General features: G+C 64.7%; 31 protein-coding genes. 21 read left to right on the top strand and 10 right to left on the bottom strand.

Going from position 1 to position 25,791, the window contains the following annotated elements; translation table 11 throughout:
- Positions 1 to 172: 172 nt before the first annotated feature.
- The 3 genes from VL52_RS23220 (at position 173) to VL52_RS08300 (ending at position 2,772) form a co-directional block, all read left to right on the top strand.
- Entirely contained in the window at positions 173 to 1,447 is a 1,275-nt protein-coding gene (locus VL52_RS23220) for a serine hydrolase domain-containing protein (RefSeq protein ID WP_052729219.1), read from the top strand.
- A 7-nt stretch (positions 1,448 to 1,454) separates the two neighbouring features.
- Complete coding sequence (locus VL52_RS08305; RefSeq protein ID WP_046156594.1) at positions 1,455 to 2,216, top strand: alpha/beta fold hydrolase; 762 nt, start codon at positions 1,455 to 1,457, stop codon at positions 2,214 to 2,216.
- Positions 2,217 to 2,289: 73 nt separating this feature from the next.
- Positions 2,290 to 2,772 carry a MaoC family dehydratase gene (locus VL52_RS08300; protein WP_046156593.1) on the top strand — a complete coding sequence of 161 codons (483 nt, stop codon included), beginning with the start codon at positions 2,290 to 2,292 and terminating at the stop codon, positions 2,770 to 2,772.
- 66 nt (positions 2,773 to 2,838) lie between these two features.
- Here the strand turns inward: VL52_RS08300 and VL52_RS08295 are convergent, their stop codons facing one another.
- Positions 2,839 to 3,789 (bottom strand): GMP reductase, encoded by a 951-nt coding sequence (locus tag VL52_RS08295; RefSeq protein ID WP_046156592.1) that lies wholly within the window; start codon positions 3,787 to 3,789, stop codon positions 2,839 to 2,841.
- Positions 3,790 to 3,972: 183 nt separating this feature from the next.
- A complete protein-coding gene (locus VL52_RS08290; RefSeq protein WP_046156591.1) occupies positions 3,973 to 4,620 on the bottom strand; it encodes a nucleotide-binding protein in 648 nt (215 codons plus the stop codon).
- A gap of 103 nt (positions 4,621 to 4,723) precedes the next feature.
- Between VL52_RS08290 and VL52_RS08285 the strand changes: the two genes are divergently transcribed.
- A complete protein-coding gene (locus tag VL52_RS08285; RefSeq protein WP_046156590.1) occupies positions 4,724 to 5,383 on the top strand; it encodes an HAD family hydrolase in 660 nt (219 codons plus the stop codon).
- A gap of 36 nt (positions 5,384 to 5,419) precedes the next feature.
- Here VL52_RS08285 and VL52_RS08280 read toward each other — a convergent pair whose 3' ends face one another.
- Both VL52_RS08280 and VL52_RS08275 read right to left on the bottom strand, forming a co-directional pair.
- The gene (locus VL52_RS08280; protein WP_046156589.1) at positions 5,420 to 6,355 is read right to left on the bottom strand and encodes an exopolyphosphatase; all 936 of its coding nucleotides are present in this window, start codon (positions 6,353 to 6,355) and stop codon (positions 5,420 to 5,422) included.
- Positions 6,356 to 6,379: 24 nt separating this feature from the next.
- Positions 6,380 to 6,970: an IMPACT family protein gene (locus VL52_RS08275; RefSeq protein WP_046156588.1), complete on the bottom strand. Its 591-nt coding sequence runs from the start codon at positions 6,968 to 6,970 to the stop codon at positions 6,380 to 6,382.
- Positions 6,971 to 7,091: 121 nt separating this feature from the next.
- Between VL52_RS08275 and VL52_RS25550 the strand changes: the two genes are divergently transcribed.
- From VL52_RS25550 to VL52_RS08235, 9 genes are all read left to right on the top strand, one after another.
- Positions 7,092 to 7,220 carry a hypothetical protein gene (locus VL52_RS25550; RefSeq protein ID WP_260799699.1) on the top strand — a complete coding sequence of 43 codons (129 nt, stop codon included), beginning with the start codon at positions 7,092 to 7,094 and terminating at the stop codon, positions 7,218 to 7,220.
- A gap of 94 nt (positions 7,221 to 7,314) precedes the next feature.
- Positions 7,315 to 7,737 carry an NfeD family protein gene (locus tag VL52_RS08270; protein ID WP_046156587.1) on the top strand — a complete coding sequence of 141 codons (423 nt, stop codon included), beginning with the start codon at positions 7,315 to 7,317 and terminating at the stop codon, positions 7,735 to 7,737.
- Between the two features lie 11 nt (positions 7,738 to 7,748).
- A complete protein-coding gene (locus VL52_RS08265; RefSeq protein ID WP_046156586.1) occupies positions 7,749 to 8,690 on the top strand; it encodes an SPFH domain-containing protein in 942 nt (313 codons plus the stop codon).
- A 60-nt stretch (positions 8,691 to 8,750) separates the two neighbouring features.
- A complete protein-coding gene (locus VL52_RS08260; protein WP_046156585.1) occupies positions 8,751 to 9,284 on the top strand; it encodes a septation protein A in 534 nt (177 codons plus the stop codon).
- Positions 9,284 to 9,586: a YciI family protein gene (locus VL52_RS08255; RefSeq protein WP_021477589.1), complete on the top strand. Its 303-nt coding sequence runs from the start codon at positions 9,284 to 9,286 to the stop codon at positions 9,584 to 9,586. The genes VL52_RS08260 and VL52_RS08255 overlap by 1 nt, the downstream gene beginning before the upstream one ends.
- Positions 9,583 to 9,849 carry a BolA family protein gene (locus tag VL52_RS08250; RefSeq protein ID WP_046156584.1) on the top strand — a complete coding sequence of 89 codons (267 nt, stop codon included), beginning with the start codon at positions 9,583 to 9,585 and terminating at the stop codon, positions 9,847 to 9,849. The genes VL52_RS08255 and VL52_RS08250 overlap by 4 nt, the downstream gene beginning before the upstream one ends.
- 20 nt (positions 9,850 to 9,869) lie before the next feature.
- On the top strand, positions 9,870 to 10,658 hold the full coding sequence (locus tag VL52_RS08245; RefSeq protein WP_046156583.1) for a peptidylprolyl isomerase: 789 nt from the start codon (positions 9,870 to 9,872) through the stop codon (positions 10,656 to 10,658).
- A 27-nt stretch (positions 10,659 to 10,685) separates the two neighbouring features.
- A complete protein-coding gene (locus tag VL52_RS08240; protein WP_021477592.1) occupies positions 10,686 to 11,468 on the top strand; it encodes a peptidylprolyl isomerase in 783 nt (260 codons plus the stop codon).
- A gap of 177 nt (positions 11,469 to 11,645) precedes the next feature.
- Positions 11,646 to 12,374 (top strand): peptidylprolyl isomerase, encoded by a 729-nt coding sequence (locus tag VL52_RS08235; RefSeq protein ID WP_046156582.1) that lies wholly within the window; start codon positions 11,646 to 11,648, stop codon positions 12,372 to 12,374.
- A gap of 22 nt (positions 12,375 to 12,396) precedes the next feature.
- Here the strand turns inward: VL52_RS08235 and VL52_RS08230 are convergent, their stop codons facing one another.
- Positions 12,397 to 13,695: a chitinase gene (locus tag VL52_RS08230; RefSeq protein ID WP_046156581.1), complete on the bottom strand. Its 1,299-nt coding sequence runs from the start codon at positions 13,693 to 13,695 to the stop codon at positions 12,397 to 12,399.
- 206 nt (positions 13,696 to 13,901) lie between these two features.
- On the opposite strand from VL52_RS08230, the gene VL52_RS08225 reads away from it, so the two are divergent.
- A complete protein-coding gene (locus VL52_RS08225; protein ID WP_082113678.1) occupies positions 13,902 to 15,401 on the top strand; it encodes a S41 family peptidase in 1,500 nt (499 codons plus the stop codon).
- Between the two features lie 99 nt (positions 15,402 to 15,500).
- Here the strand turns inward: VL52_RS08225 and VL52_RS08220 are convergent, their stop codons facing one another.
- On the bottom strand, positions 15,501 to 16,184 hold the full coding sequence (locus VL52_RS08220) for a DsbA family protein (protein WP_046156631.1): 684 nt from the start codon (positions 16,182 to 16,184) through the stop codon (positions 15,501 to 15,503).
- Positions 16,185 to 16,189: 5 nt separating this feature from the next.
- The gene (locus VL52_RS08215) at positions 16,190 to 17,050 is read right to left on the bottom strand and encodes an MBL fold metallo-hydrolase (protein ID WP_046156579.1); all 861 of its coding nucleotides are present in this window, start codon (positions 17,048 to 17,050) and stop codon (positions 16,190 to 16,192) included.
- Positions 17,051 to 17,191: 141 nt separating this feature from the next.
- Here VL52_RS08215 and VL52_RS08210 point away from each other — a divergent pair, with 141 nt between their 5' ends.
- From VL52_RS08210 to VL52_RS08190, 5 genes are all read left to right on the top strand, one after another.
- Entirely contained in the window at positions 17,192 to 18,121 is a 930-nt protein-coding gene (locus VL52_RS08210) for a LysR family transcriptional regulator (protein WP_046156578.1), read from the top strand.
- Between the two features lie 233 nt (positions 18,122 to 18,354).
- Positions 18,355 to 19,137, top strand: a complete 783-nt coding sequence (locus VL52_RS08205; RefSeq protein WP_046156577.1) for a class II glutamine amidotransferase — start codon at positions 18,355 to 18,357, stop codon at positions 19,135 to 19,137.
- 57 nt (positions 19,138 to 19,194) lie between these two features.
- Entirely contained in the window at positions 19,195 to 21,000 is a 1,806-nt protein-coding gene (locus VL52_RS08200) for a putative nucleotidyltransferase substrate binding domain-containing protein (protein WP_046156576.1), read from the top strand.
- A complete protein-coding gene (locus tag VL52_RS08195; protein WP_046156575.1) occupies positions 21,000 to 21,608 on the top strand; it encodes a 3'-5' exonuclease in 609 nt (202 codons plus the stop codon). The genes VL52_RS08200 and VL52_RS08195 overlap by 1 nt, the downstream gene beginning before the upstream one ends.
- A 338-nt stretch (positions 21,609 to 21,946) precedes the next feature.
- Complete coding sequence (locus VL52_RS08190; RefSeq protein ID WP_046156574.1) at positions 21,947 to 22,615, top strand: hypothetical protein; 669 nt, start codon at positions 21,947 to 21,949, stop codon at positions 22,613 to 22,615.
- A 42-nt stretch (positions 22,616 to 22,657) separates the two neighbouring features.
- Here VL52_RS08190 and VL52_RS08185 read toward each other — a convergent pair whose 3' ends face one another.
- Positions 22,658 to 23,380 (bottom strand): substrate-binding periplasmic protein, encoded by a 723-nt coding sequence (locus VL52_RS08185; protein WP_046156573.1) that lies wholly within the window; start codon positions 23,378 to 23,380, stop codon positions 22,658 to 22,660.
- A gap of 257 nt (positions 23,381 to 23,637) precedes the next feature.
- Here VL52_RS08185 and VL52_RS08180 point away from each other — a divergent pair, with 257 nt between their 5' ends.
- Together VL52_RS08180 and VL52_RS08175 are read left to right on the top strand one after the other, a co-directional pair.
- Positions 23,638 to 23,835: a hypothetical protein gene (locus tag VL52_RS08180; protein ID WP_046156572.1), complete on the top strand. Its 198-nt coding sequence runs from the start codon at positions 23,638 to 23,640 to the stop codon at positions 23,833 to 23,835.
- A 175-nt stretch (positions 23,836 to 24,010) separates the two neighbouring features.
- Complete coding sequence (locus tag VL52_RS08175; protein ID WP_052729218.1) at positions 24,011 to 24,673, top strand: DUF3313 domain-containing protein; 663 nt, start codon at positions 24,011 to 24,013, stop codon at positions 24,671 to 24,673.
- A 1-nt stretch (position 24,674) separates the two neighbouring features.
- Here the strand turns inward: VL52_RS08175 and VL52_RS08170 are convergent, their stop codons facing one another.
- A complete protein-coding gene (locus tag VL52_RS08170; RefSeq protein ID WP_046156571.1) occupies positions 24,675 to 25,124 on the bottom strand; it encodes a GNAT family N-acetyltransferase in 450 nt (149 codons plus the stop codon).
- A 73-nt stretch (positions 25,125 to 25,197) separates the two neighbouring features.
- Positions 25,198 to 25,686, bottom strand: coding sequence for a GNAT family N-acetyltransferase (locus VL52_RS08165; protein ID WP_046156570.1), 489 nt, complete (start codon positions 25,684 to 25,686; stop codon positions 25,198 to 25,200).
- Between the last annotated feature and the right edge of the window lie 105 nt (positions 25,687 to 25,791).

Here is a 25,791-nt window from a genome sequence, read left to right as displayed (position 1 = left end):
AATGCAAGGAACATGACATGTCGGATATTCTGCGGGACATTCCCGAACAGATCGAAAGCGAACGCCTGATCCTCCGCTGCCCGCTGCCGGGAGATGGCTCCGCCGCGCACGCCGACAGGAAAACACCCAGCGCGACACCGCCCAGTACGCGCTGGCCAACTAGGCGACATATATGGATTTGCTGACGCCTTATCTGGAACGCCTGGCCGCCGACGGCAATTTCAGCGGCGTCACCCTGGCTGCCGAGGGCGATAGGCAATGGCTGCGCAGCCATGGCTGGGCCGACGCGGCTTCCGGCAGGCCGATGGCAAACGATACGCCGCTGCGCATAGGCTCGCTCAGCAAAAGCTTTACCGCCGCGCTGGTTTTGCGCCTGGTGGACGATGGCCTGCTGGCGCTGGATCAGCCCCTTCAGCCGCTGTTGCCTCAATTCAAGCTGCCGGACGCCCTCACCGCCGGCCACTTGCTGCGCCACCGCTCCGGGCTGGGCAACCATACCGCCCTGCCCGACTACTGGCCGACGCGGATGCGGCAACGCTGGACGCCGGACCAACTGATAAACGACATCCTCGCCCATCCGCCGCTGTTCGCTCCGGGCGAAGGCTGCGCCTACAGCAATACCGCTTACGCCTTGCTGGCGCGGCTGCTTGAGATTTTGCGCGGCAAACCGTTCGCGGCTCTGTTGCGCCAGATGCTGGCGCCGGCGGGGCTGAGCGGCATACACGATGAAATGGAAGCGCCGGCAACCGATGGCGCGCGCGGTTATTGGCTGGACACCGAATGGCAAGAGGCGCCGCCCTTGGACATCAGCAACGGCTTCGGCGCCTACAGCCTCAGCGCCAACGCTCCCAGCCTGCTGCGCTGGTGGCAAGCGCTGAGCAGCAGCGACATCCTCTCCCCGGACAGCCGGGAGTGGATGTTCGCCACCGAAAACGGCGAGGACGGCTTCGCCGCCGGCTGGTATCGCGAACACACGCCCGACGGCCCCGTATTCTCCCATCTTGGCGACATCAACGGCTTTGTTTCGGTCTTGCTGGCCCAGCCAGCCAAAAACCGTTGCGTGATCGCGCTCAGCAATCTGGCTCAAACCGATGCCTGGGCGCTGGCGGAAACGGTTTGCCAGCTCCTTGACGGCAAACCTGTCGATACCGGCCCCGCCGCAACCGGCTTCGCCGCCCTGCCCGATTGGCTCGATGGGCGCTACCTGGCCGGCGACGGCGATGAAATCATCATGAATGGCGGCATCGCCACGCTCACGCGCCGCTACGGCGCGCGCTGCGACTGCGCCGTCATCGCCAGCCGCAGCGGGCCGGAGCATTGCGAGGCCAAACTGGAGCGGCTGCCCGAACGGCTGATCTTCAGCCGCCAGGCCGCCGGAACCCGGCTGACCCACATCAGCGGCCTGAAGCGCCGCGAATATCGAAAAACCTCCAACGCCTCGCACTGAATCCATCATGCAATATTTCTCGCTTTCCCAGCCGCAAGCCATGCTGCGCTGCCACGACATTCCCGGCCACGGCGCGCCGCTCATCATGCTGCACGGCCTGGGCTGCGCCTCTTCGTTCGATTATCCCCGGCTGCTGGCCGAACCGGGCCTCGCCGGCCGCCGCGCGCTATTGGTCGACCTGCTAGGCCACGGTTTCAGCGACAAACCGGAGGACTTCAGCTACGACCCTGGCGCCCAGGCTCAAGCGCTGGCGCAATGGATCGAACAACTGGGCTTGCGCGAATTCGATCTATACGGCCACAGCATGGGCGGCAGCATCGCCATCGACCTGGCTACGCTCATGCCGGATCGCATCCGGCGCTTGGTATTGGCCGAACCGAACCTGGACAGCGGCGGCGGCGCCTACAGCCGCGCGCTGGCAAGCTGGAGCGAGGCCGACTACGTCGCCCGCGGCCATCGGGAAATCATTCGGACCTTCGGCGCGGACAGCCCCAACTGGGCCGGCAGCATGGCCGTCGCCTCGCCGCTGGCCGTGCATAGAGCTGCCAAGGGCCTGATCGCGGGCAGCGCAGTCAGTTGGCGCGAGCAGCTGCAGGCCTTGTCCATGCCGCGCCGCATCATCTTCGGCGAGAAATCGCTGCCCGATCCGGACGTCGAATGGCTGCCCCGGCATGGCATCGACACCAGCATCGTCGCCGACGCCGGACACTCGCTGGCCTGGGACAATCCCGCCGGCCTTGCCGAGGCTATCGCCGCCGCGCTGGATTGAGAATGATGCTTTGACCAATTTCAACGCCGGCGCTATGCTGCAAGCCTGATATTACGTTAACGTAAGATGAATCATGCTCTACTTCGAAGACCTTAGGCCCGGCCAGCTTTTTTTAAGCGCCGAACACACGCTGAGCGAGCAGGAAATCATCGCTTTCGCCCGCCAGTTCGACCCGCAGCCTTTCCATACCGATCCGGAGGCCGCCAAGCAGACATTCTTCAATGGCCTGGCCGCCAGCGGCTGGCATACCAGCAGCCTGTCGATGCGGCTGGTGGCGGAGTCTGAACTGGGCCGCGCCGCCAACGGCCTGATCGGCATGCAGATCGACAAGATGCGCTGGCCGCAGCCGAGCCGCCCCGGAGACACGCTGCAGGTGGAAGTGGAAGTGCTGGACAAGCGCCGCTCAAGCAGCCAACCCGGCTTCGGCGTGGTCAAGGTGAGCTGGACCACCCGCAACCAGCGCGGCGAAACGGCGATGCAGCTGGAGTGCGCGATCTGGCTGCAATGCCGCAGCAAGGCCGAGGCCGCCGCGCCGGAGCTTGCCGGCGCCAAATAAGCGCGGACATGAAAACGGCCGCGCAGCGCAAGCCCGCGGCCGTTTATCGTTTCAGGCCATGCCCGCTCAGCGGTAAACCTGGATCATCTCCACCTCGCGCAGCGCCGACAGCGTGGTGCCGCCCGCGTAGCTGACCGAGGACTGCAGGTCTTCCTGCAGTTCGCGCAGCAGCTTGCCCATGCTGCCCTTGTACTCGACCAGGATCTTCTTGCCCTCGACGTTGACGTAGGCGCCCTTGTTGAACTGCGAGGCGCTGCCGAAGTATTCCTTGTAGTGTTTGCCGGCGATTTCGACGATGTCGCCGGCCGACTCGTCGTAGCCGGCGAACAGCGAACCGGCCATCACCATCGCCGCGCCGCAAACCAGCGCCTTGGCGATATCTCCATGCTCGACGATGCCGCCGTCGGCGATGACCGGGATCTTCACCGCGGCCACGCAATCGCGCACGGTGGAGACCATCGGGCGATGGAAGCCGGTCTTGTTCTTGGTGATGCAGACGCGGCCGCCGGCGATGCCGGCCTTGATCGCGTCGCAGCCCCAGGCTTCGAGGTCGCGCGCGGCCTCGGCGGTGGCGACATTGCCGCCGATCAGGAAAGTATTCGGAAAGTGCTGCTTGATGTGCTTGATCATGCGCTCGGCCTTCACGCACCAGGCGTTGGCGACGTCCAGCGTCATGTATTCGGGTTCGAGGCCGGCGGCCTTCAGCGCGTCCAGCTGCTCGTAGGTGTCGTCGTTGACGCCGACGCTGATCGACGCGAACAGGCCCCGCTCCTGCATGTAGCGAGTGAAGGCCACCGCGTCGACATTGAAGCGGTGCAGCGTGTAGAACCAGCCTTCGCGGGCGAACAGCTCGCAGGTCTCGGCAGAAACCACCGACTTCATATTGGACGGGTAGACCGGCATCGCGAAGCGGCGCGGGCCGAACTGCACGGAGGTGTCGCACTCCTTGCGGCTGTCCACCACGGTTTTCTTCGGCACCAGGTATACGTCGCCGTAGTTGAGTTCGGTCTTGATCATGCGTGTGCTCCCACAAAAACAGGTTTGGATGAAAAAAACAGGGGCCCCAAACAAAGACGGGAGCCGTATAGGCTCCCATTTGCAGCTACCCCTGCGACGCCTGTCTTCGGCTCGCACGCAGTTACGAAACAAAGCTACGCGCATTGAATCTCGACGTCAAGAGTCTACACGTAAAAATTTTCGCTACTTGTCGCACCAAGCCGCCGGATCGTCCCCCAGCCAGCGCAGTATCGGCAGCCAGGCTTCGCGGTCCCGTTCGGTACGCGAGGCCGGCAGATCGAACAAGGACATCCCCGCCGAAGCCGCTTGCACGTAAAGCTGGGTATCCCGCAGCCAGCTGAGCACCGGCACGTCGTGCCGCGCCAGGAATTGCTCCAGCTCGCGCGCGGAACGGGTGCGCGGATCCACCCGCATGCCCACCACCGCCATATAGGCCTTGTTCTTGCGGATGGATTTTTCCTCCAGCATCTGCTCGAAAAAGGCCTCGCTGGCCCACGCGTCGAACGGCGACGGCTGGATCGGCACGATCACGTGCCCCACCTGCGACAACAACGAGGTCAGTTTCTTGCCGTGCAGGCTGGCGGGACTGTCCAATACCACCACCTCGGTGCCGCGCGGCGGGCGCTTGGGTTCGTTGGCGGCCACTTCCCAGCCGGAGATGCCGGGCAGCGCATGATCGCGCCGGGCCAGCCAGTGCAAGGAGGTCTGCTGGCGGTCGACATCCCCCAACATCACCTTCTTGCCACTGGCTGCGTAATAGGCCGCCAGATTGGTGGCCAGCGTCGACTTGCCGCTGCCGCCCTTGGGATTCGCTATCAGTACCGACCTCACCCTCGCCTCCTTCGCCTTGCGCTTGACCCGGACCACTATACCAGAGTCATCGCCCTTGCCGGCAGCCGGGGAAAACGATAGTTTCGGGTAGAAAGGAGAGGGAATGAACCGTAGTTTCGACGCTCTGCTGTTCGACATGGACGGCCTGATGCTGGATACCGAGACGCTGTCCTGCGCGGCCACCCGCCGCGCCGGCGCCGAGTTGGGCATACAGATAGACGACGCGATGCTGATGGGGATGGTCGGTTTGTCCGAAGCCCGCTGCACCCGCTACATCGCGGAATACCTGGCAAACGAGGAATTGGCCGCGCGGCTGCAGCAAACCAGCCGCGCCGGCTACCGCCGCATGCTGGAGCACGAGGAGATTCCGCTCAAACCCGGCATCGTGGAGCTGCTGGACTGGGCGGAAAGCCAAGGCATTCCGCGCGCGGTGGCCACCTCCACCCGCCGCGCGGTCGCCGACGTCAAGCTCGCGCGCAGCGGACTGGCCCGCTACTTCCGGCACACCATCGCCGGAGACGAGGTAGCGCGCACCAAGCCGGAGCCGGACATCTATCTGGCCGCCGCCGCGCTGCTGGGCGCGGCGCCTGAGCGCTGCATCGTGCTGGAGGATTCGCCGTACGGCATGCAGGCCGGCGTCGCCGCCGGCGCCAGGGTGATCCTGGTGCCGGACCTGATCGCGCCGTCGGAAACGCAGCGCGCGCAGGCGCTGGCCGTCTGCGGCGACCTGCATCAGGCGCTGACGCTGCTGCGAACCTTGTAATCGCGGCCGGCGGACCTTCGCCAGCCGCTCGTCGCCCTAACCGTGACCGCGGATGCGCGCGATCAGCTCGTCCAGCACGTCCTCGGACTGGTCATGCCCCACCTGGCAGGTGCCGGCGGCCTCATGGCCGCCGCCGCCATACTGCAGCAGCAGCGCGCCGATATTGGTGCGCGAAGTGCGGTTGACGATGGACTTGCCCACCGCGAACACGGTGTTCTGCTTGTTCAGCCCCCACATCTGGTGGATGGAGATGTTGCAGTCGGGAAACAGCGCATAGATCATGAAGCGATTGGTCGGGTAGATGGTTTCCTCATGCAGCAGGTTCAGCACCACCACATTGCCGTGCACGCGGGAACAGCGGCGGATCTGCTCCTTGGCCAGCGTCTCGTACTGGCGGTACAGCGCCACCCGTTCCTGCACATCCGGCAGTTGCAGGATTTCATCGATGCCGTGATTGCGGCAGTAGCCGATCAGATCCATCATCAGCTGGAAATTGCTGACCTTGAACTCGCGGAAGCGGCCAAGGCCGGTGCGGGCGTCCATCAGGTAATTGAGCAGCACCCAATCCTTGGGGTCGAGTATTTCGTCGATGGAAAACTGGGCGGAGTCCGCCTTGTCCACCGCCGCCATCATTTCGTCGCTGATGCCGGGAAACGCCTTCTTGCCGCCGTAATGGTTGTACACCACCCGCGCCGCCGACGGCGCGCGCGGATCGATCACGTAGTTGTCGACGTCGGTGGTGTTGCGCAGCGTCTCCGACAGATGGTGGTCGAAAACCAGATGCGCCTTGGCGACGTATGGCAGGTTGGTGGTGATGTCGTCGCCGGTGATCTCCACCTTGCCGTCCTGCATGTCTTTGGGATGAGCGAACATCACCTCGCGGATCAGCTTGAGTTCGTTGAGCAATACCGCGCACACCAGTCCGTCGAAATCGCTGCGCGTCACCAGGCGGTACTGTTTTTGCTGCGTCATCTGCGCCTCCCGTTCGTTGCATTCTCAGCGGTCCGGCCCCGCCACCTCCAGCGCGCCGGCCATGCGGTCGGCCAACCCGGCCAGCCTCGCGTCCACATCCGCCTCGGGCAGCTCCACCGTGAGCCAGACCCTGTCGGCGTATTGCTGATCCACCACCGCCAGCCCCGTCTCCTGGCATGCGTGCCGCAGACGGGCCTCGCCGGAGAAATCCACTCCCAGCCGCCGCAGGCAGGTTCGGCTCAGCGGCGTCAGGACGGCCTCGGCCAGCGCGGCATTGACAGCTTGAGTGTAGGCCCTGACCAGGCCGCCCGCACCCAGTTTGATGCCGCCGAAGTAACGCACCACCACCGCCAGCACATTGACGATGTCCTTGTGCCGCAATACGTTGTACATCGGTTTGGCCGCAGTGCCCGACGGCTCTCCGTCGTCGTCCAGCATGGAATCGCCGGCGCACAGCAACACCGCGCAGTAGTGGCGGGCATCCGGCCAGCGCGCGCGTACGGCCGCCAGCTCCCGCATCGCCTCGTCGCGGCTGGCCACCGGAAGCACGATGCCAATGAAGCGGCTCTTGCGGATTTCCACCTCGGCCTGGGCCTTTTCTTGCACCTGGAACATTCAACCCATCCTGCTGTCTGAAACGGGCGGGCATTGTAAACCCGGAGGTCGCAATCCGGCACGGCCGGCAACGCATTCGCGGTCTAAACTGAAAGCGGGAACCCATCCGGAGGGAACGGCCATGACCGCCCTGCTCCTGCTTGCACCGCTGATCGTCGCCGGCCTGTGGCTTTATGTCAGGAAATGCTGGCTGGACAGCGAAGACGCCATCCACCTGTCCCATTTCCTGCCGGACCGCGACCACGTTTGAGCTTTGTCCGCGCCGCCGGCCCCGCCGGCGACCCCGTTGTCATTCGCAAGAAATGGCCGGACAATAACCGTGATGATCGCCCCCTGAGGATTTCATGTCGCAACTCACCTTCTGGTTCGGCTGCGCGCTGGTCGCGCTGATCGCCGAATTCGTGTCGGGCACCTTCTATCTGCTGATGGTGGCGCTGGCCCTGGCCTGCGGCGGCCTCGCCGCCTGGCTGGGCGCGCCGGAGCCATGGCAATGGCTGATCGCCAGCGTCAGCGGCGCCGTCGGCCTGCTGCTGATCTATCGCCGCAGGCGCAGCCTGATGCCTCCTCCCCCGCCCCAGGACGATCCCGACTGGGGCCAGCAGGTGGAAATCCGCGCGCTCACCACCCCGGGCCATGCCCGCATCCACTACCGCGGCGCCGAATGGGACGCCGTGCTGCTGGACAGCAGGCTCAGCGCCGGCGGCACTGGTTATATCTCCGGCCGCGAAGGCAATCAGTTCAAGATCTCGTCACAACAACCGCAATAAAGAGAAAATCCATGGAAATCGTCCTGATCCTGTTCGTGGCCGTCGTCATCTTCATTTTCAAATCGCTGGCGGTGGTGCCGCAGCAGCACGCCTATATCGTCGAGCGCCTGGGCCGCTACCACGCCACCCTGACTCCGGGCCTGAACATCATCACGCCCTTCATCGACCGCATCGCTTACAAGCACAGCCTGAAGGAGATCCCTCTGGACGTGCCCAGCCAGATCTGCATCACCCGCGACAACACCCAGTTGAAGGTGGACGGCATCCTCTACTTCCAGGTGACCGACGCCAAGCTGGCCTCGTACGGCACCAGCAACTTCATCGTCGCCATCACCCAGCTGTCGCAGACCACGCTGCGCTCGGTGATCGGCAAGCTGGAGCTGGACAAGACCTTCGAAGAGCGCGACGACATCAACCGCACCGTGGTGGCCTCGCTGGACGAGGCGGCGATCAACTGGGGCGTCAAGGTGTTGCGCTACGAAATCAAGGACCTGGTGCCGCCGCAGGACATCCTGCACGCGATGCAGGCCCAGATCACCGCCGAACGGGAAAAACGCGCCCGCATCGCCCAGTCCGAGGGCGTGAAGGTGGAGCAGATCAACCTGGCCACCGGCGCGCGCGAAGCGGCGATCCAGAAATCCCAGGGCGAGATGCAGGCCACCATCAACAACTCCGAGGGCAACAAGCAGGCGGCGATCAACCAGGCGATGGGCGAGGCCGAAGCCATCCGGCTGGTGGCCGACGCAACAGCCGACGCGATCAACCGCATCGCCGGCGCGGTCCGCACCGAGGGCGGCATCGAGGCCGTCAATCTGAAAGTGGCCGAGCAATACATCGACGCCTTCGGCAAATTGGCCAAGGAAAACAATACCATCATCATGCCGAGCAACGTCGCCGACGTCGGCGGACTGGTGGCGAGCGCGCTCAGCGTCGTCAAACAAACTAATCGTTAATCCCTCTGAGAGGCCCGGCGCGGCTTGAATCTGGCCGCGCCAGCCCCCATAATCACCCGCATGAAATTTTTTACCGATCTCCTTCCCGTCCTGCTGTTCTTCGGCGCCTACTGGCTGACACGCGACATGTTCCTCGCCACCGGCGTGGCCATCGCCGCCACGGCGGCGATGGTGGCATGGGCCTGGTTCAAGCACCGCAAGGTGGACACCATGCAATGGATCAGCCTCGGGCTGATCGTGGTCCTGGGCGGCGCCACGCTGCTGCTGCACGACAAGCACTTCATCATGTGGAAGCCCACCGTGCTGTACTGGGTGATGGGCGCCGGCCTGCTGATCAGCGAATTCGCCGGCAAGAACGGCCTGCGCCTGATGATGGGCAAGCAGATCGAGATGCCCGATTCCGTGTGGCGCAAGCTCACCTGGGCCTGGGGCGGCTTCTTCGCCTTCATGGGCGCGCTGAACCTGTTCGTCGCCTATCACTTCAGCGAGGACGTCTGGGTCAACTTCAAGCTGTTCGGCGGCATGGGGTTGATGCTGTTATTCGTGATCGCCCAAAGCCTGTTCCTGGCCAAGTACATCGAGGAAAAGAAATAATGCTGTACGCCATCATCGCGCGCGACCATCCCGGCAGCCTCGAGCGCCGCATCGCGCTGCGCGCCGAACACCGCGCGCGGCTGGCCGCGCTGCAGGATCAGGGCCGGATGAAACTGTCCGGCCCGCTGCCTGCCATCGACAGCGCCGATCCGGGCCCAGCCGGCTACTGCGGCAGCCTGGTGGTGGCCGAGTTCGCGTCGCTGGAAGAAGCGCGCGCCTGGGCCGCGGCCGATCCGTACCAGGGCGGCGGCGTTTACGCCAGCGTGGACGTCCAGCCCTTCGTGCAGGTCTTCCCCGCATGAGCGGCACCGTGGAATTGCTGGAAACCGCGTTGCGGGCTCTGGAGCCCGAGCATCTGGACATCCGGGATGACAGCGCGCTGCATGCCGGCCACGCCGGCGCCAAGAGCGGCGGCGGCCACTACACGCTGACCATCGTCAGCGCGCGCTTCGCCGGCCTCAACCGCGTGGCGCGGCACCGGTTGATCTACCAGACCCTGGGCGAACTGATGGCCGGCCGCGTTCACGCGCTGGCCATTCGCGCCCTGACACCAGAAGAACTCTGAATTTCTACCAAAGGGACAATATGAAACTCTCCCGTATCGCCGCCCTGACGCTGGCAGCCTCGATCAGCCTGCCGGTCGCCGCGGAGTCGATCGCCGTGGTCAACGGCGTTTCCATCGACAAGTCCGAACTGGACGCCGCGGTCGCCAATGTCGTGCAAAGCAATGGCGGCAAGGTGCAGGACAGCCCGGAACTGCGCGAGCAGTTGAAGAATTCGCTGGTCAGCCGCCAACTGATCCTCCAGGAAGCCTCCCGCCGCGGCCTGGACAAGCAGCCGGCCTTCGTCAAGCGCATGGATGAAGCGCGCGCCGAACTGTTGCGCGACGCGCTGTTCGCCGACATCGCCGAAAAAGCCAACGTCGGCGATGCCCAGATCAAGGCCCGCTACGACGAGATGGCGGCCCAGGTCTCCGGCAGCAAGGAAGTCCACGCCTACCAGATCACGCTCGGCAGCGAAGCCGACGCGCAGAAGGCCATCGCCCAGTTGAAGAAGGGCGCCAAATTCGAAGAGCTGGTCAAGACCCGCTCCATCGATCCCAACGCCAAGCAAAGCGGCGGCGACATGAACTGGGGCAATCTGTCCCGCATGGAGCCCAAGCTGGCCGAAGCGCTGAAAGCCATCCCCAAGGGCCAGGTCAGCGGCTCGCCCTACCAGTCGCAACTGGGCTGGCACGTGTTCAAGGTAACGGACGTCCGCAACGCCCAGATTCCGCCGCTGGACGCCGTCAAGCCGCAGATCGCCCGCCAATTGCAGGAAGAAGCCATTGCCAAGGCCGTGGAAGATCTGCGCGCCAAGAGCAAGATTCAGTAAATCCACCTCATCCGGGAATAGAACAAAATGCGTAAAATCTTGCTGCAAACCGCCCTGGTAGCCGCGTTCGCCGGCAGCGCCATCGCCGTGGCCGGCCCGACTGTCAACGGCCAGCAAATCTCCGACGCCCGCGTCGACGCCGTGGCCAAAATGATGGAAGCCCAGGGCCAGAGCGTGAACCCGCAGGCCCGCGACCAGATCAAGGACCAGCTGGTGACCGCCGAAGTGCTGCGCCAGGAAGCCGTGAAGAAGGGTCTGGACAAGTCTCCGGAATTCACCGCCGAACTGCAGAACATGCAGTCGATGGCGCTGGCCAACCGCCTGATCAAGGACTACGAGAAAGCCAACCCGATCAGCGACGCCGACCTGAAGGCCGAATACGACAAACTGGTGGCCTCGGTTCCGGAAACCAAGCAGTTCCACGCCCGCCACATCCTGGTGAAGAGCGAGGCGGAAGCCAAGTCCGTCATCGACGCGCTGAAGAAAGGCAAGTCCTTCGACAAGCTGGCCAAGGAAAAATCGCAGGATCCGGGCAGCAAGGCCAATGGCGGCGATCTGGGCTGGCAGGAAGCCGGCACCTTCGTCGCGCCGTTCTCCGAGGCGATGAGCAAGCTCGCCAAGGGCGAAGTGACCGCCAAGCCGGTGAAGACCGAGTACGGCTGGCACGTGATCAAGCTGGACGACGTGCGCACCCAGCGCAACGTGCCGCAGCTCGAAGAAATCCGTCCGCAGCTGACCCAGCGCGTGATGGGCGGCCGCATCGAGAAGTACGTCGCCGATCTGAAGGCCAAGGCCCAGATCCAGCAGTAAGCCCGCGCAACGCGCGTTACGGGGACGGCATGCCGTCCCCGTTTTGCTTGACAGCGTCCCCCGCCGCGCTTAACTTCGCGCTCAACCGAAGCAGGCCCGCCCTGCCCTTGTCACCGCTGCCGCCGGCAGCCCCATCGGAAACGCCATGACATGGCCGCTCCCTCACAGGAAAATCACATGACCATCATCGTCAACGGCGTCGAAATCAGCGAAGACATGATCGCCTCGCAACTGGAACACTACGCGGATACCCCTAGCCCGCGCGATACCGCGATCCAGCAACTTGTCCTGCACACCCTGCTGGTGCAACAGGCCAAGAGCGAAGGCCTGGACGTCGCCGACGAGCAGCAAGCCATCCAGGCGCTGCTGGACCAGAAACTGGAAGTGCAGCCGATCGACGAAGCGAGCTGCCGCGAATTCTACGAGCGCTATCCGGAGCGCTTCTCCGCCGGCGAAAGCGCCGTCGCCAGCCACATCCTGCTGCCCAAGGGCGAAGGCCTGGAAGCCAGCCTGATCAAGGCCAAGGCTGAAGGCATCCTGGCGGAAGTGCAAGCCAGCCCGTCGCGCTTCGCCGCGCTGGCGCAAGAGCACTCCACCTGCCCGTCCGGCAAGCAAGGCGGCAGCCTCGGCCAATTCGGCCGCGGCCAGATGGTGCCGGAATTCGAACAAGCCGTGTTCAGCACCGAAGCCGGCCAGATCACCCCGCACTTGGTGGAAACCCAGTTCGGCTATCACATCATCCAGGTGAACGAGCGCGCCGACGGCGGCAAGATCGGCTTCGACGAAGTCAAGGAACGCCTGCAGCACTACCTGACCGACATGGCTCTCAACCAGGCGATGCACGAGTATCTGAACATGCTGGTATCCGGCGCGCAGATCAGCGGCTACCAGATGACCGCCGCCTAAGCGACGGCCACCCGGCTCAGGCTCACCAGGCCGTCCGCGTCGCGCGGACGGCTTTTTTCTTGCTCGCCGCCGCGACAGGCAACTGGCGCAAGCTGGCCGCCACCGGCTTGGAGAAGTTGTAGCCGTCATGGCGGTCCCAGTTGATCGACCAGGTCATCGCGCCGCGGAAGGTTGGATAAGCCTGCGCCGGCAGCACGCCGCCGCAGCCCTGCAGCGCGGTCAGGCAGCTCAATGCCTTGGCCACGGTGTCCGGCGTGACGAAACCGGAATTGGCCGAGCTGCGTCCGGACGGCACGCCGAAGGCCACCTGGTCGGGCCGCAGGCCCTTGAAGCTGCCGGATGCGCCGTTGCCGAGCGGGAAACCCTCGATCAGCATCTTGCTGCCGCCGACCAGCATGTCCACCGAACCCTCCGGCAACGCGCCGGTGGAGTACGGCGTGTACAGCCCGCCGTTGTTGTAATACTGGACGTGGATCACCGAGAGGTCGTCGCGCAGCCCGTCGATGATGGGCAAGTAAGCGCCCCAGTTGCCGCCGTAGGCGACATAGCCGCCCTGCACATACGGATGCTCGGGCGCCATCGACAGATAGAAACTTGGTCCGATCTTGGCCTTCAACTGCTTCACCGCGCTGACCAGATTGCTGATGATCGGCGCGCCCACCGACACGCCGCTTTCCAGATCCAGGTCGATGCCGTCAAAACCGTATTGGCCGATGATGGCGGCCAGGCTATTGACGAAGTTCTGCGCCTGCGCGGCATTGTTCAGCGTCACCGAGCCGTTCTGGCCGCCCAGCGACAACACCACCTTCTTGCCCTTGGCCTGCTTGGCGCGGACATCCTGGATGAACTGGACGGCGCTGCCTGCGGCCGGGTCCAGCGTGAAACTGACATTGCCGTTGCCGGCATCGTCGGCGAAAGCCACCACGATCACGTCCCAATCATCGGAAACCTGCGCCAAGGGGAAAGCCGCGCCGCTGGGATTGGCGAAATTGTGCCAGTAACCAACCAGCGCGTGCTTGGCGAACGGCGCTGGCGTGCCCGGCGGCGGACTGGGCGGCGTCGGAGGATTGGGCGGGGCGGGGTCGCCGCCGGAGCAGCTGCCCCCCGCCTTCCACAACGTCGGCGTCGCGGCGGGATTCCAGTTGGCGCCCGGATAGGCGGTATGCGCGGTCAGCGCGGTGTAATTGGCGTTTTGGTAGGCGACCACATCGCCAGCCTTATAGCTGGCGCCCTCGGCCCAATCAGGGCAGGCAGCCCACACCTGCTGGCCAAGAACCAGCGACAACGCCATTGCAATTGCCCCGCCTGTCGTTCTGCGCATCGACCCTCTCCTCATTGCGATTAATTGGTATCAGATTGGTATTTCATGATATGTCGGCGACAATATCTTTCAAGTCATGAATTCCAAATAAATATCAATGGCAGTCAGGCCATCCATTAGGGCGAACTATAAAAACAAATAAACGACATTGGCATCGCAAGGCGATCCGCGTACGATAGCCGTTTTGCTCTGCCCGCCACCTCTCCATGCCACCTTACTCAGTCGCCAAACTCGCCGCAGCCCTGCTTCTAACCGTTCCATCCTGCTTCGCATCCACAGCAGCCTCGGACGCGGCGTTCGACCGACAGGCCTGGTTGCAGGATTACCGGCTGCTGAAGCTGGAACTGGAAAAACGCTACTCCCACCTGGCCTGGATGGCCTCGCCCGGCAGCGGCGTCAACCTCCCTGCTCTGGACCGGCAGGCGCAAGCCATGCTGGCACGGGCTCGCGACAACGCGGAAGCCAGGCAGGCCATCCTGTATTTTCAAAACGGCTTTCGCGATGGCCATTTCTCTTCGATCAAGCCGGTCACCGAGCCATCCTCAGCCGCCGCGGAACCCCCGAAACGGGACTTGTCGCGCGACAATGCGCTCGATGGCTGCGCATCGTTGGGCTATGTCAACGGCAATGGCGGCGCCTTCTCGCTCCCTTTCGAAACCCTGCCCGGCGTGCGGCTGACCGCTGATGGCCTTGCCCTGCCGATGAGAAGCGGCATCGCCGATCTGGGAGCGGCCGGCAAACTCGCGCTGCTGCGCATTCCATCCTTCAATCCCCGCAACTATCCCCAGTTGTGCCAGCAAGCGTGGCAAGCGATGCTTGAACGCGGCGACCGCCTCGATCCCGACAAGCTTTTCACCGATATCATGCGCGCGTGGTACCGCGAAACCGCCCAGCGGCTGCGCGAGCTACGTTCGGCCGGCGCCCGCGCGCTGATCGTCGACATCGGCGACAACCCCGGAGGCAACGACAGCGGTGACGCGATGTCCCGCCTGCTGGGCAGCGGCCCGGTCCGCTCCGCGCCGTTATGGCTGGCGCGCTCGCCGCAGGGAGAGGCTTATCTGCGGGAATGGATAGAGAACTTGAGCGCAGGTCTGCCGCCGGAAGCCACGGCGGAAGATAAAGCCGTCCTGCAACCATTCCTTGATGCGTTCCGCGCCCAGGCGTCGCAACTGCGGCAAGCGCCGCCCGTAGACATGAGCTGGGTCTGGCGCGAGCAGCGCGCCTTCGATCCCGGCGCGGCGCGCAGCCGCTTGGTCCAGGTCGCTTACGCATCCGGCGCGGTGGATCACCTGGAGCCGGGCCGCTATTCGAAAATCGTGTCCGAAGCGCTGTTCTGGCCCGCGCAGTCCTTCGGCAGCCAGGGCGCCTGGCAAGGGCCGGTCTATCTGCTGACCAATGGCCAGACCTATTCCGCCGCCGAGATGTTCGCCGCCGTCAGCCGGGACAACCGATTGGCTAAAACAGTGGGGCAGCGGACCGGCGGCGACGGCTGCGGCTTCATGAGCAAAATGCAGCCCCTGGTTCTGCCGCACTCCGGCCTGAGCTTCCGCATTCCCGATTGCGTCAGGCTGCGCGCCGACGGCAGCGACGAAGTCGCCGGCATCGCGCCGGATCTGCCAGTGGATGCCGCGCCGGGAGAAAGCAGGCGCGCGATGGCGCAAAAGACGCTGCTGGCCATCGCCGCCGATCTCGCGCCTCTCCCCTAGCCGGACTTGATGTCCGCTTGAGCAATACTGCCGGCATTGGCGCGCCCATGAAAAAACCGCCGCTCCCGATGGAACGGCGGTTTAACCTGCGATGGAAAATCAGCGGCAGCTGTCCGGCGTGCAGAACAGCGCGTCGTCGCCGGCCTCTGCCGGCTTGGGCAGCTTCTCCGCCAACGCGGCGGCCAGTTCGGCCGGCTTGCCCAGCCAGCCGGACAGCTCCAGCCGCTCCAGCTTGCCGTCCTGCTCCAGCACCACGGACGGGAAGCCTCGCAAGCCCAAACGGCCCATCTGGCGGCGAGTGTCGTCGATGTGCGTTTCGGCTTCTTCTCGAGCGGACTGCCAGGCCGCCTGGAAGGATGCCGCGTCCGTGCCCAGCTCGACCGCCAATTCGCTCAACACCGCGAACTCGGCGATGCGCCGGCCTTCCAGATAATGGGCGCGCTGGATGCGGGCCAGCATCGCCAGCGGCGCGATGCCCAGCCTGGGGGCTGCCAGCACCGCGGCGATCGGCGGGTTGGACGCCAGCGGCGCGCCGATGTCGTTCAGCAGGCCATCGTAGTAGGCGTCGCCGAAGGGCTGGCCGCTCATCTGGGCGATGCGCTTGTCGTGCGGCATCACGTAGGCGCGCCATTCCGGCGTGATCGCGCGGCCCTCTTCCTCGTCTATCATGCCGCCGGCGTGCATTTCCACGCTGACGCCGGGCAGCGCGGCCGCCGCCTGCAGCAGCGGGGAGGCGCCGTAGCACCAGCCGCACAGCGGGTCGTAGAAGTAATGCAGTTTCATGCTGATCACCACTTCATCTCGCCCTTGCGCACCTTGGCGCCCAGCTCCAGCGTGGAGACTTCGGCCGCCTTCGGATAGGCCTGCTTCATCGCCTCGATCAGCTCGCCGCTGTTGCGGGTTTCGGCGTTCTTGGCTTCGAAGGTCTTCAGATAGTCGCGGGTGTAGCGGATGGCGGACACGTCCATCTTGTCGCCGGCGATCATGTGGCCCGGCACCACCACTTCCGGCTTCAGCGCTTCCATGTCGTCCAGCTGCTTGTACCAGCCCTTGCGTTCGGCGTCGTTCTGGGTGTCGGCGGTCCAGACATGCATGCCGGAGTAGATGCCCACGTTGCCGACGATGGCGCGGATGGACGGAATCCACATATAGCCGCGGTGCGCCATCACGCCCTTGGTGTCGCGCAGCTCCAGCGCCTTGCCTTCCAGCATGATCTTGTCAGTTTTCAGCGCGGTCGGCAGCAGCGGCTTGGCCTGCGGCGCGTTGGCGCCCATCTTCGGACCCCAGAACGCTACCTTGCCCTTCACATTGCCCTTGATGTGGGCCAGCACTTCCGGCGCGGCCACCAGCTCGGCCTTGGGGAATATCTGCTTCAGCACCGAAGCGCCGAAGTAGTAGTCCGGATCGGCCTGGCTCACGTAGATGGTCTTCAGGGTCTTGCCGCTGTCCAGCACCTTGGCGGCGATGCGGTAGGCGTCGGCGCGGGTGAAGCCGGTGTCGATCAGCACGGCGTCCTTGTCGCCGGTGACCAGCACGGAAGAAACATTGAAGCTGTTGCCGTCGGCGTTGTACACCGACAATTTCAGGTCGCCCGCATGGGCGAAACCGGCGGCGGCGAGAGCGGCGGCGATCAGGGTTTGGCGGATCATAAGGTGACTCCTTGGTCTAATGCCGGCGCCCGCCGGCGGGTTGCACTGCGTTTCAGTGATGATGCGCACACTATAAGCGCAAGAATCGATCCAATAAATCAGCTAAACTGCACATTATTGTTTCTTAAATCGTGCAAATAAATGGACCGACTCACCGCCATGCAAGTCTTCGCCGAAGTCGCCCAACTGGGCAGCTTCACCGCCGCCGGCGACAAGCTGGACATGTCCCGTCCGATGGTCACCCGCTATGTCGAGGAGCTGGAGCAATGGCTGGGCGTCCGCCTGCTGCAGCGCTCCACCCGCAAGGTCACCCTCACCGACGCCGGCCTCGCCTGCCTCGCCCGCTGCCGGCAGATGCTGGAGCTGGCCGACGAAGTTCGGGCGGATGCCGGCCAGCGCGACGGCCAGGTGCGCGGCCTGCTCCGCGTGGCGGCCAGCACCTCGTTCGGACTGGCGGTGCTGGGCGGCGCGGTGGCGGAGTTCGGCGAGCGCCATCCCCAGCTGCGGGTGGACCTGCAGCTGGGCGATCGCGCCGTGAACCTGATTGAAGAAAGAATAGACCTCGCCATCCGCATTACCAACGAGCCGGATCCCGGCCTGGTGGGAAGGCGGCTGTGCGACTGCCGCTCCTTGCTGGTGGCCGCGCCGTCCTACCTGGCGCGGCACGGCGCGCCGCAGAGTCCGGAAGACCTGGAGCGGCACCGCTGCCTCAGCTACAGCAACTTCGGCCGCAGCGAGTGGAAACTGAACCGCGGCGGCGAAGAACGAAAAGTGAGGGTCTCCGGCAATATCAGCGGCAACGAGGCCAGCGCGCTATTGAGCGCGGCGGTGGCCGGCGCCGGCGTCGCGATGCAGCCCAGCTACCTGGCCGCGCACCACGTCAGCCGCGGCGAGCTGGTGGCGCTGTTGCCGGAATGGCAGCCGACCGTCCTAGGCATACACGCGCTCTATCCATCGCGGCGGCTGCTGCCGCTGGCGCTGCGCAGCCTGCTGGACTTCCTGGTGGACCGCCTGGGAGGGCCGCTGCCGCCATGGGACATTCCGTCGGCGCTGGCCGGGCGCACCGCTTGAAAGACGATCCGCGGCCAGGCATTGCAAGCCACGCCCTGCGTTACTGACGCAGAATTCCGCAGCTACCCTCGACTTCGACGCTTATATCGATCAGTCATGCCTGCATAACTTTTGCTATCGGCTATCGCAGGGCGATTGCCTGCGGCCGCAAGATCGCCTAAGCTCAGCTACAAGACCATCCCGGCAGCCAGGCCGGAGCCGCGCAAACCGTTTCAAGAAGTGGAATCAAGCCGATGTGCCAGCTGCTGGGCATGAATTGCAATACCCCGACCGATATCCTGTTTTCCTTCGAAGGCTTCCACCGCCGCGGAGGCCTCACCGACCACCATGCCGACGGCTGGGGCATCGCTTTCTTCGAAAACAAGGGCTGCCGCGTCTTCCTCGACGACAAACCGTCGGTGGAGTCGCCGGTGGCCGATCTGGTGCGCCGCTACCCGATCAAATCCGAAAACGTCATCGCCCACATCCGCAAAGCCACCCAGGGCGAGATCAACCTGGCCAACACCCATCCCTTCATGCGCGAGATGTGGGGCCAGTACTGGATCTTCGCCCATAACGGCAACCTGGAAAGCTTCAACCCCGGCCCCGGCGAGCACTACCGTCCGGTGGGCACCACCGATTCCGAGCGCGCGTTCTGCCATTTGATGGAAAAGCTGCGCGTCAAATGGGCCGAGCCTCCGGAGGAGGGCGCGCTGTTCGAGGAAGTGGCGAGGCTGGCCGCGGAGATCAGCGCCAGCGGCGTGTTCAACTTCATGCTGAGCAACGGCCAGTCGCTGTTCGTCCACTGCTCCACCCATCTGCATTACATCATCCGCCGCGCGCCGTTCAACACCGCCCATCTGGTGGACGACGACGTCAGCGTGGACTTCGCCACCGTCACCACCCCGCGCGACCAGGTGGCGATGATCGCCACCCAGCCGCTGACCGACAACGAGCGCTGGACCCCGCTGTCGCCCGGCGAGCTGATCCTGTTCCGCGACGGGGCGCCGCGCCTGATCCACAAACCGGCCGGCTGACACCGGAGCGGCGATAGGCGTTATGCTGAAGGGAACCACCCGCAGCACGGACACGCCATGAGCCGCTTCGATCTCAATCACCCGCCGTTCGACACCCTCGCGCCCGCGGAACGCGACGCGCTGGAAGCCCGCTCCGACATCGTCTATTTTCCCGACGACGCCCAGATCGTCGGCCCGGACCAGCCGATGGACGCGCTGTACATGGTGATCAAGGGCGTGGCGGCCGAGCTTGCCGGCGACGAAACGCTGGGCCGCTACCGCATCCACGATGTATTCGACGCCCGCTCGCTGGTGGCCGGCCGCGCGGCCAACCGCTTCGTCGCCGAGGAGGAAACGCTGCTGCTGGCCCTGCCTCGCGACGCGGTGCTGGCGCTGACCGACAGCAACCCGCGCTTCGGCGCCTATTTCTACGCCAGCGTCGCGGAAAAAATGGGCCTGCTCGCCCAGCGCGCCGGCAGCCGCGAACTCCAGACCCTGTTATCCGCCACCGTGCGCGACGCCGGCTGCCGCCAGCCGGTTTTCGTCGACGCCGCCGCCAGCATCCGCGACGCCGCGCGCGCGATGAAGGAGCAGCGCAGCAAATCGGTGCTGGTCCGCGACGGCGAAAGGCTGGGCATCTTCACCACCACCGACTGCCGCGACGTCATTTTGGAAGGCGTGGACAGCGGAGAGCCGGTGGGCCGCCACAGCAGTTACCAGCTGTTGTGCATAGACAGGGACGACTTCCTGTTCAACGCCCTGCTGCTGATGACGCAACGTAATCTGCGCCGGCTGGTGGTGACCGAAAACGGCCAGGCGGTCGGCATCCTGGCCCAGGTGGACGTGCTGTCCTATTTCTCCAATCATTCCCACCTGATCGCCCAGCGGCTGGACCGCGCCGCCGATCTGGATGAGCTGGCCGACATAGCCGGACAGATCGACCGGCTGATCCGCATCCTGTCCGGCCATGGCGTGCGCCCTCCCCAATTGGGCCGGCTGGTGCAGGCGCTGAACGCCCGGCTGTTCGCTCGCGCCTGGCGCATGATCGCGCCGGCGAGGCTGGCGGAAAGCAGCTGTTTGCTGGTGATGGGATCGGAAGGCCGCGGCGAGCAGATACTGAAGACCGATCAGGACAACGCGCTGCTGCTGCCGAATGGAGAAGACTTTCCGGAAGCCGCCGCCTGCTGCGAGGCGTTCTCCGCCGCGCTCGCCCGCTTCGGCTACCCGCCCTGTCCCGGCGGCGTGATGGTCAGCAATCCGCATTGGCGCCTGTCCCTCAGCGACATGCGCGACCGCATCCACCATTGGCTGACCCGCCCCGACGGCGACAGCATGCTGCAACTGGCTATTTTCTGCGACGCCGAATCCGTATGCGGCGACGAGGCTTTGCTGGCGGATTGCCGCGGCTACCTGCGCGCGCGGCTGCAGGACGACGCCGGCTTCTTTTCCCGCTTCGCCCGCGCCATCGACCAATTCGACACCCCGCTCGGCCCTTTCTCGCGGCTGCGCACGCGGGAAAGCGGCGGCCGCGAGCTGCTGGACCTGAAAAAGGGCGGCATCTTTCCCCTGGTCCACGGCCTGCGCGCGCTGGCGCTGGAAAACGGCATCGACGCCGCCTCCAGCGCGGAGCGCGCCAGCTTGCTGGCGGCGGCGGGCAAGCTGGAAGCCGGGCTCGCCGACGACATCCTCGAGGCGCTGGCCTTCCTGTCCCAGCTGCGGCTTGAACGCGGCCTGCGGCGGCTGGACGCCGGCGAGAGCCCCGACAATCTGATCGAGCCGGAAGCCCTGTCCACGCTGGAGCGCGATCTGCTCAAGGACGCGCTGGCGGTGGCGAAGCGATTCAAGACCCAGCTGCGCCACCATTACCGGCTGGGGAGCTTCTGATGCTGGAGCGGCTGCGGCGGCGCTGGCAACGCGCGCGGCTGCGCGATCCGGCCTGGAGCGGACTTTTCGACGAGCCTGCGGGCGAAATGGTCAGCCTGGACTGCGAGACCACCAGCTTGAACGCGGCCGAGGCCGAGCTGCTGTCGATAGGCGCGGTCAAGCTGCGCGGCAACCGCATTCTGCACAGCGAGGCGCTGTACCTGCTGGTCAGGCCGGAGGGCATACCCAGCGCCGGCAACATCGCCGTGCACGGCCTGCGCCGCCGCGACCTGGCCGACGCCTTGCCTCCGCGCGAGGCGATTCTCAGGCTGCTGGCCTTCATCGGCGGGCGGCCGCTGCTGGGTTACTACCTGGAGTACGACGTCGCCGTGCTCAACAAATACGTGAAGCCCTGGCTGGGCATCGGCCTGCCGCAGCGGCAGATCGAACTCTCCGCCCGCTATTACGACTACCGCTTCCGCCAGCGTCCGGATTCCCACATCGACCTCAGCCTGGACGCGCTGCACCGTGAGCTGGGCGTGCCGGCCTTGCCGCGCCACGACGCGCTCAACGACGCGCTGAGCGCCGCGATGCTGTACCAGGCCCTGCGCAAGCGCGGCTTCGGCTGAGAACCGCCGACCAAGCCAGAACCAAATCAGTACGACGGCGCTCGGATCCTCCGCGAGTTTTTCCAGCGCCGCCCATGGCGCAACATCTGTAAACATCTCCCCCGCTCGACGACGGCAATCTGGCACGCCTATTGCTGAGCCAATCCACGCCAAGCCATTGTTTTCGATTGGAAAATCAGAAAAACAGCGATTTCCGCGGCGACAACGGCAAACATTGAACGGCAAGGCGGCAACAATTGCCGGCCGGACGGGAGTCCACGCTCCGACCGGCTGCCGCCAAGGACAGCAGCGGATCCGTGAAGCGCTGCCCGGCAACATCGTTCTCAAGGAGAAGCATCATGTCCGTCAGCAGTACCAATACCTCGAACGCCTATTGGCAACAGCTGCAGTCGCTGCACCAGCAACGCCGGCAAGACTTCAGCAATCTGACCCAGTCGGTCCAGCAGGGCGACATCGCCGGCGCGCAGCAGGCGCTAGCCGCGCTGCAGCAGTTGAACGGCTCGAACAACGGCAATAGCGGCAACAGCGGCGGCGACTTCAGTTCCGCGCTGAACAACGCCATCAGCGCGGCATCCTCCACCTCGCCTTCCAGCTCGAGCGATCCGTTCGCCGCGGCGAACGGCAGCCAAACCAGTAGCGGCGCAAGCAGCGCCGGGAGCTCCATCTCCTCCTTGCTGAACACGCTGGGCCAGGACCTGCAGTCCGGCAATCTCAGCCAGGCGCAGCAGGATTTCCAGCAGCTGCAGCAAGGCCTGCAGGCCGACGGCACCCAGCAAGCCAGCGGACAGCACCGCCATCACCACCATCATGGCGGCGGCGAGCAACAAAACGACAGCGGCCTGCAAAGCCTGCTGAATGCCGCCAACGGCAGCCAAGCCCAATCCTCCGGGACCACAGGCTCCGCCAACTCGACCAGCGCCCAGCAATTGCAGGCCGCATTGAGCCTGTATCAGGCGAATGCCGGCAGCAACGACATCAGCAGCCTGTTGATGTCGATGTCGGTCTGAAATGGACGCCCGGCGGGGACGGCTTGCCCGCCCCCGCCGCGTCTAATGATAGGGGGCCAGCAGGCGGCGCATCTCCTGCTGGCCTTCCAATGATTCGCAAGCCTGCTTCAACCTGCCCATCGCGTCCGCGTCGCGCGCCAGCGCGCTGGACTTCGAGACGTAAATCCTCAGCGGCTGGACGTCCAGCTGCCATTCTCCCAAAGCCTTTCCGGCCAGGCCCGCCTCATCCAGCACATTGCCGCAGCCGGGCCGCACGCAAACGGTGGCGTCCAGCCTGCCAGCCGCCAGCATCTTCGCGCCTTGATCCATATCGCCGAGCAGCACTCTGGCATGCGGCACCGCGCGGTCGAACGCATCCAGCGTGTGGCTGCCTCTAAGCTCCCCGACAGCGAGGCCGGCGAAGCTGCGCGCCGATGGATGCGCGCGCCCCGGCTCCTTCAGATAGACCAGCGATACCTTGAGCGTCGCCACTTCGCAGATGGGGATGCCGTAACGCTCCCTCTCTTCGGTGGGGATGCCCAGATTGATCGCGTTGGCTCCGCTGCGCATGCCGTCTATCACCCGCAGATAGGGTCTGACCTCGGCCTTGATCGGCACGCCGGTCTGCGCCGCCAGGAAACGGACGAAATCCGGACCGACGCCCCGGTCGCTGTCGGCCACGCCCCACGGCTCCACTGCGAGCGTGTAGGAATGGAACAACACAGGCCCCGCGGCCGCAGTTGCGGCAGCAGCGGCCAGAACCAGCCAAACAAGCCGCGGTTTCATCGCCTCTCCCGGCCTGCGCGGCGGCGATCCGGCAACGCATCCGCGCGCTCCGGGCCTCCGCTCGGGCCACTTTCGTCAGTGTAGCCCAGCCGCCGCCCTCCACAGCGCCGCCTCCTCCAACCAATCAATGACAAAAGCATAATTTTCATTTGGATATTCATTTACGAAAGAAAAATATTCATCAAAAGATGTTGCCTGCATATAAAAGCGGCGTAAAATGCAACGGCGTTCACTCTCAAACAAAAAGGCGTTCGATCATGAAACCCGGTAATGCCGACGCGGACGGCCTCAGTCCCCGCAATCTGCTGCAATACTGGCTGCGCAAGCTCAACGGCTCCCGTCTGAGCGCACATGACAAACTGCATTTCGAACCGCTGCAGGAGGAAATCCTGCTCAATCTGATGGTGGCGGCCTGCATCCTGATGTTGGCGCTGTACGCCTACTTCGCCCGTTAAGACCCGCTAACAAAACCCCTGATCCTGCGTTCGGCGCGCCTTGGCTCAGGTTCTCTGCGAGGTTTTGTTAGCGGCTCTAAGCGGCCCTGGCTGTTCCCGCGCGACAAGCTCCCCGCTTCGAACTATCCTGTCTGCGTCATGTCACCGTACTGAAGCCAAAACAGAGGAAACGATAATGAGACTATCCGCACTGACACTATGCTGTATCCTGGGATTCAGCCTGCCGGCCTTGGCCGACAGCGCCGACAATCTGTTCACCGTGCCGCTTGACGCCTTCCAGCCCGGCAAGATGGTGCCCGGCCAGCGCGTGTACCAGAAACCCGGCGCAGATCTGAAGGCTTATCATTCGGTGTTGCTGGAACCCTTGCTGTTCCTGCGCCAGGCGGATGACGGCAGCTGGGAATTGCTGCAGGCGGGAGACGAAAACGCGATCGCCGGCTATTTCCACGACCGGATGCAGGCGGAACTGAAAGCCGCCGGCGTTGAGGAAGCGCTGCAGCCGGCGACGGGCGTCGCCCGGTTGCGGGTGGCCGTCACCGGCGTGAGCCAGGACAGGCCGGGCGTCAACGCCATTGATCTGCTGCCGGTGAAGGCGGTGTTCAATCTGGCCCGCCTGGCCACGGGCAAAGAGCCCTACTTGCTGAAGATCGCGAGCATGGCGCAACTGGAGGATGCCCAGGACGGCGGCCTGCTGGCCGGCACCGTCAACCTGCGCCAGAACGAAAAGAACAAGACCAAGGAACAGCCGATGACACTGGACCTGATCAAGCCGCTGATAGACGAATGGTGCCGCCAGAGCGCTCGCCAACTGGCCGCCCATCTGAGCAAGGCCCCGTGACTCACAGCGGCTTGCGCATGAACAGGCTGTGCGGGTCTTCCCGGTAATCGCCGAAAGGCGGGCAGAAATCGTAGCCGGCGCGCCGATACAAAGCGATCGCCTCATGCTGATGGATGCCCGTCTCCAGCATCACCACCGCGCAGCCCCTGGCGCGCGCCTGCTCCTCCAGGAATGACAGCACGGCCCGCGCCGCTCCCTTGCCCCGGCATTCCGGCTTGACGAATACCCGCTTGAGCTCGCCGAACTCCGCTCCGCACCATACCGCGCCGCATCCCAGCGCCGCGCCTTCCTCTCCTCGAATCACGGCGAAGGCCACATCCGGCTTCAACAGCGCCGACACATCCACCCCGTAATGGCATTCTGGCGGATACAGGGGTTTCTGGTAGGCGTCCAGCTCATCAATCAAAGCTATCACCTCAGGTTGGTCCGGACGCTCCAGTCTGATCGACACCCTGTTCGCCGCTCCATCGATGTCTGGTCTTGTTCTTTCTTGCAAACGCATCCTGTTTCCTTGGCTATTGTTCTCAACTCGGCCGGATCCATTCCGCCATCTGGCCGCGGTACTTGACGAATCCCCTCTTGGCGTCGCCGCCGAAGCCGGCGCGCAGAAAGAAGCGGTGCGCGTCCTCCCGGCCAAGCGAGCTGAGCAGCATGATCTTGGAGCAATCGCGCGCCAGACTGCGCCGCTCGGCCTCCCGCAGCAGCATCGCGCCCAAGCCGCGGCCGCGCCAGCGCGCGTCGACCACCAGGTTCTCCAGCACGGCGAATGGCTGCTCCCCGTACATGATGTCATCGCAAAAACCGAGCCAGGCGGTGCCGGCCAGCTCGCCGCCGCACTCGCACACCAGCACCTGCGCCCGTTCGCCGCCCGCCAAGGCATCCAGCCGCTCCCGCAACACTCGCGTTCGCGCGTCACCGGTCAACTGGCGATACAGGGCCGCCAGCGCGTCGGCATCCGCGCCGGCGGCGAGCCTTATTTCAACCGGATGCCCTGCGCTGGCGCGCTCATGCATGCCAGAAGCCTCCCATGACAAGGCCCGCCTCGCGGCGGGCCCGATGTGTCTGAAAACGGCAATCTAGCAGAAAACGGCGGCAGCGACAGCCAAACAGATGACGAT

The organism is Chromobacterium vaccinii (assembly GCF_000971335.1).
GTDB classification, from domain to species: Bacteria; Pseudomonadota; Gammaproteobacteria; order Burkholderiales; family Chromobacteriaceae; genus Chromobacterium; species Chromobacterium vaccinii.
This window is presented reverse-complemented; position numbering and strand designations above follow the sequence as displayed.

Bases quoted from the DNA above. Each gene is read 5' to 3' on its own strand.
- VL52_RS08240 (WP_021477592.1), top strand. From the start codon at position 10,686: ATGCGTAAAATCTTGCTGCAAACCGCCCTGGTAGCCGCGTTCGCCGGC.
- VL52_RS08270 (WP_046156587.1), top strand. From the start codon at position 7,315: ATGTCGCAACTCACCTTCTGGTTCGGCTGCGCGCTGGTCGCGCTGATC.
- VL52_RS08215 (WP_046156579.1), bottom strand. From the start codon at position 17,050: ATGATCCGCCAAACCCTGATCGCCGCCGCTCTCGCCGCCGCCGGTTTC.
- VL52_RS08220 (WP_046156631.1), bottom strand. From the start codon at position 16,184: ATGAAACTGCATTACTTCTACGACCCGCTGTGCGGCTGGTGCTACGGC.
- VL52_RS08205 (WP_046156577.1), top strand. From the start codon at position 18,355: ATGTGCCAGCTGCTGGGCATGAATTGCAATACCCCGACCGATATCCTG.
- VL52_RS08300 (WP_046156593.1), top strand. From the start codon at position 2,290: ATGCTCTACTTCGAAGACCTTAGGCCCGGCCAGCTTTTTTTAAGCGCC.
- VL52_RS08265 (WP_046156586.1), top strand. From the start codon at position 7,749: ATGGAAATCGTCCTGATCCTGTTCGTGGCCGTCGTCATCTTCATTTTC.
- VL52_RS08305 (WP_046156594.1), top strand. From the start codon at position 1,455: ATGCAATATTTCTCGCTTTCCCAGCCGCAAGCCATGCTGCGCTGCCAC.
- VL52_RS08190 (WP_046156574.1), top strand. From the start codon at position 21,947: ATGTCCGTCAGCAGTACCAATACCTCGAACGCCTATTGGCAACAGCTG.
- VL52_RS08260 (WP_046156585.1), top strand. From the start codon at position 8,751: ATGAAATTTTTTACCGATCTCCTTCCCGTCCTGCTGTTCTTCGGCGCC.
- VL52_RS23220 (WP_052729219.1), top strand. From the start codon at position 173: ATGGATTTGCTGACGCCTTATCTGGAACGCCTGGCCGCCGACGGCAAT.
- VL52_RS08275 (WP_046156588.1), bottom strand. From the start codon at position 6,970: ATGTTCCAGGTGCAAGAAAAGGCCCAGGCCGAGGTGGAAATCCGCAAG.
- VL52_RS08210 (WP_046156578.1), top strand. From the start codon at position 17,192: ATGGACCGACTCACCGCCATGCAAGTCTTCGCCGAAGTCGCCCAACTG.
- VL52_RS08245 (WP_046156583.1), top strand. From the start codon at position 9,870: ATGAAACTCTCCCGTATCGCCGCCCTGACGCTGGCAGCCTCGATCAGC.
- VL52_RS08225 (WP_082113678.1), top strand. From the start codon at position 13,902: ATGCCACCTTACTCAGTCGCCAAACTCGCCGCAGCCCTGCTTCTAACC.
- VL52_RS08185 (WP_046156573.1), bottom strand. From the start codon at position 23,380: ATGAAACCGCGGCTTGTTTGGCTGGTTCTGGCCGCTGCTGCCGCAACT.
- VL52_RS08235 (WP_046156582.1), top strand. From the start codon at position 11,646: ATGACCATCATCGTCAACGGCGTCGAAATCAGCGAAGACATGATCGCC.
- VL52_RS08250 (WP_046156584.1), top strand. From the start codon at position 9,583: ATGAGCGGCACCGTGGAATTGCTGGAAACCGCGTTGCGGGCTCTGGAG.
- VL52_RS08165 (WP_046156570.1), bottom strand. From the start codon at position 25,686: ATGCATGAGCGCGCCAGCGCAGGGCATCCGGTTGAAATAAGGCTCGCC.
- VL52_RS25550 (WP_260799699.1), top strand. From the start codon at position 7,092: ATGACCGCCCTGCTCCTGCTTGCACCGCTGATCGTCGCCGGCCTGTGG.
- VL52_RS08195 (WP_046156575.1), top strand. From the start codon at position 21,000: ATGCTGGAGCGGCTGCGGCGGCGCTGGCAACGCGCGCGGCTGCGCGAT.
- VL52_RS08285 (WP_046156590.1), top strand. From the start codon at position 4,724: ATGAACCGTAGTTTCGACGCTCTGCTGTTCGACATGGACGGCCTGATG.
- VL52_RS08280 (WP_046156589.1), bottom strand. From the start codon at position 6,355: ATGACGCAGCAAAAACAGTACCGCCTGGTGACGCGCAGCGATTTCGAC.
- VL52_RS08200 (WP_046156576.1), top strand. From the start codon at position 19,195: ATGAGCCGCTTCGATCTCAATCACCCGCCGTTCGACACCCTCGCGCCC.
- VL52_RS08230 (WP_046156581.1), bottom strand. From the start codon at position 13,695: ATGCGCAGAACGACAGGCGGGGCAATTGCAATGGCGTTGTCGCTGGTT.
- VL52_RS08255 (WP_021477589.1), top strand. From the start codon at position 9,284: ATGCTGTACGCCATCATCGCGCGCGACCATCCCGGCAGCCTCGAGCGC.
- VL52_RS08295 (WP_046156592.1), bottom strand. From the start codon at position 3,789: ATGATCAAGACCGAACTCAACTACGGCGACGTATACCTGGTGCCGAAG.
- VL52_RS08175 (WP_052729218.1), top strand. From the start codon at position 24,011: ATGAGACTATCCGCACTGACACTATGCTGTATCCTGGGATTCAGCCTG.
- VL52_RS08180 (WP_046156572.1), top strand. From the start codon at position 23,638: ATGAAACCCGGTAATGCCGACGCGGACGGCCTCAGTCCCCGCAATCTG.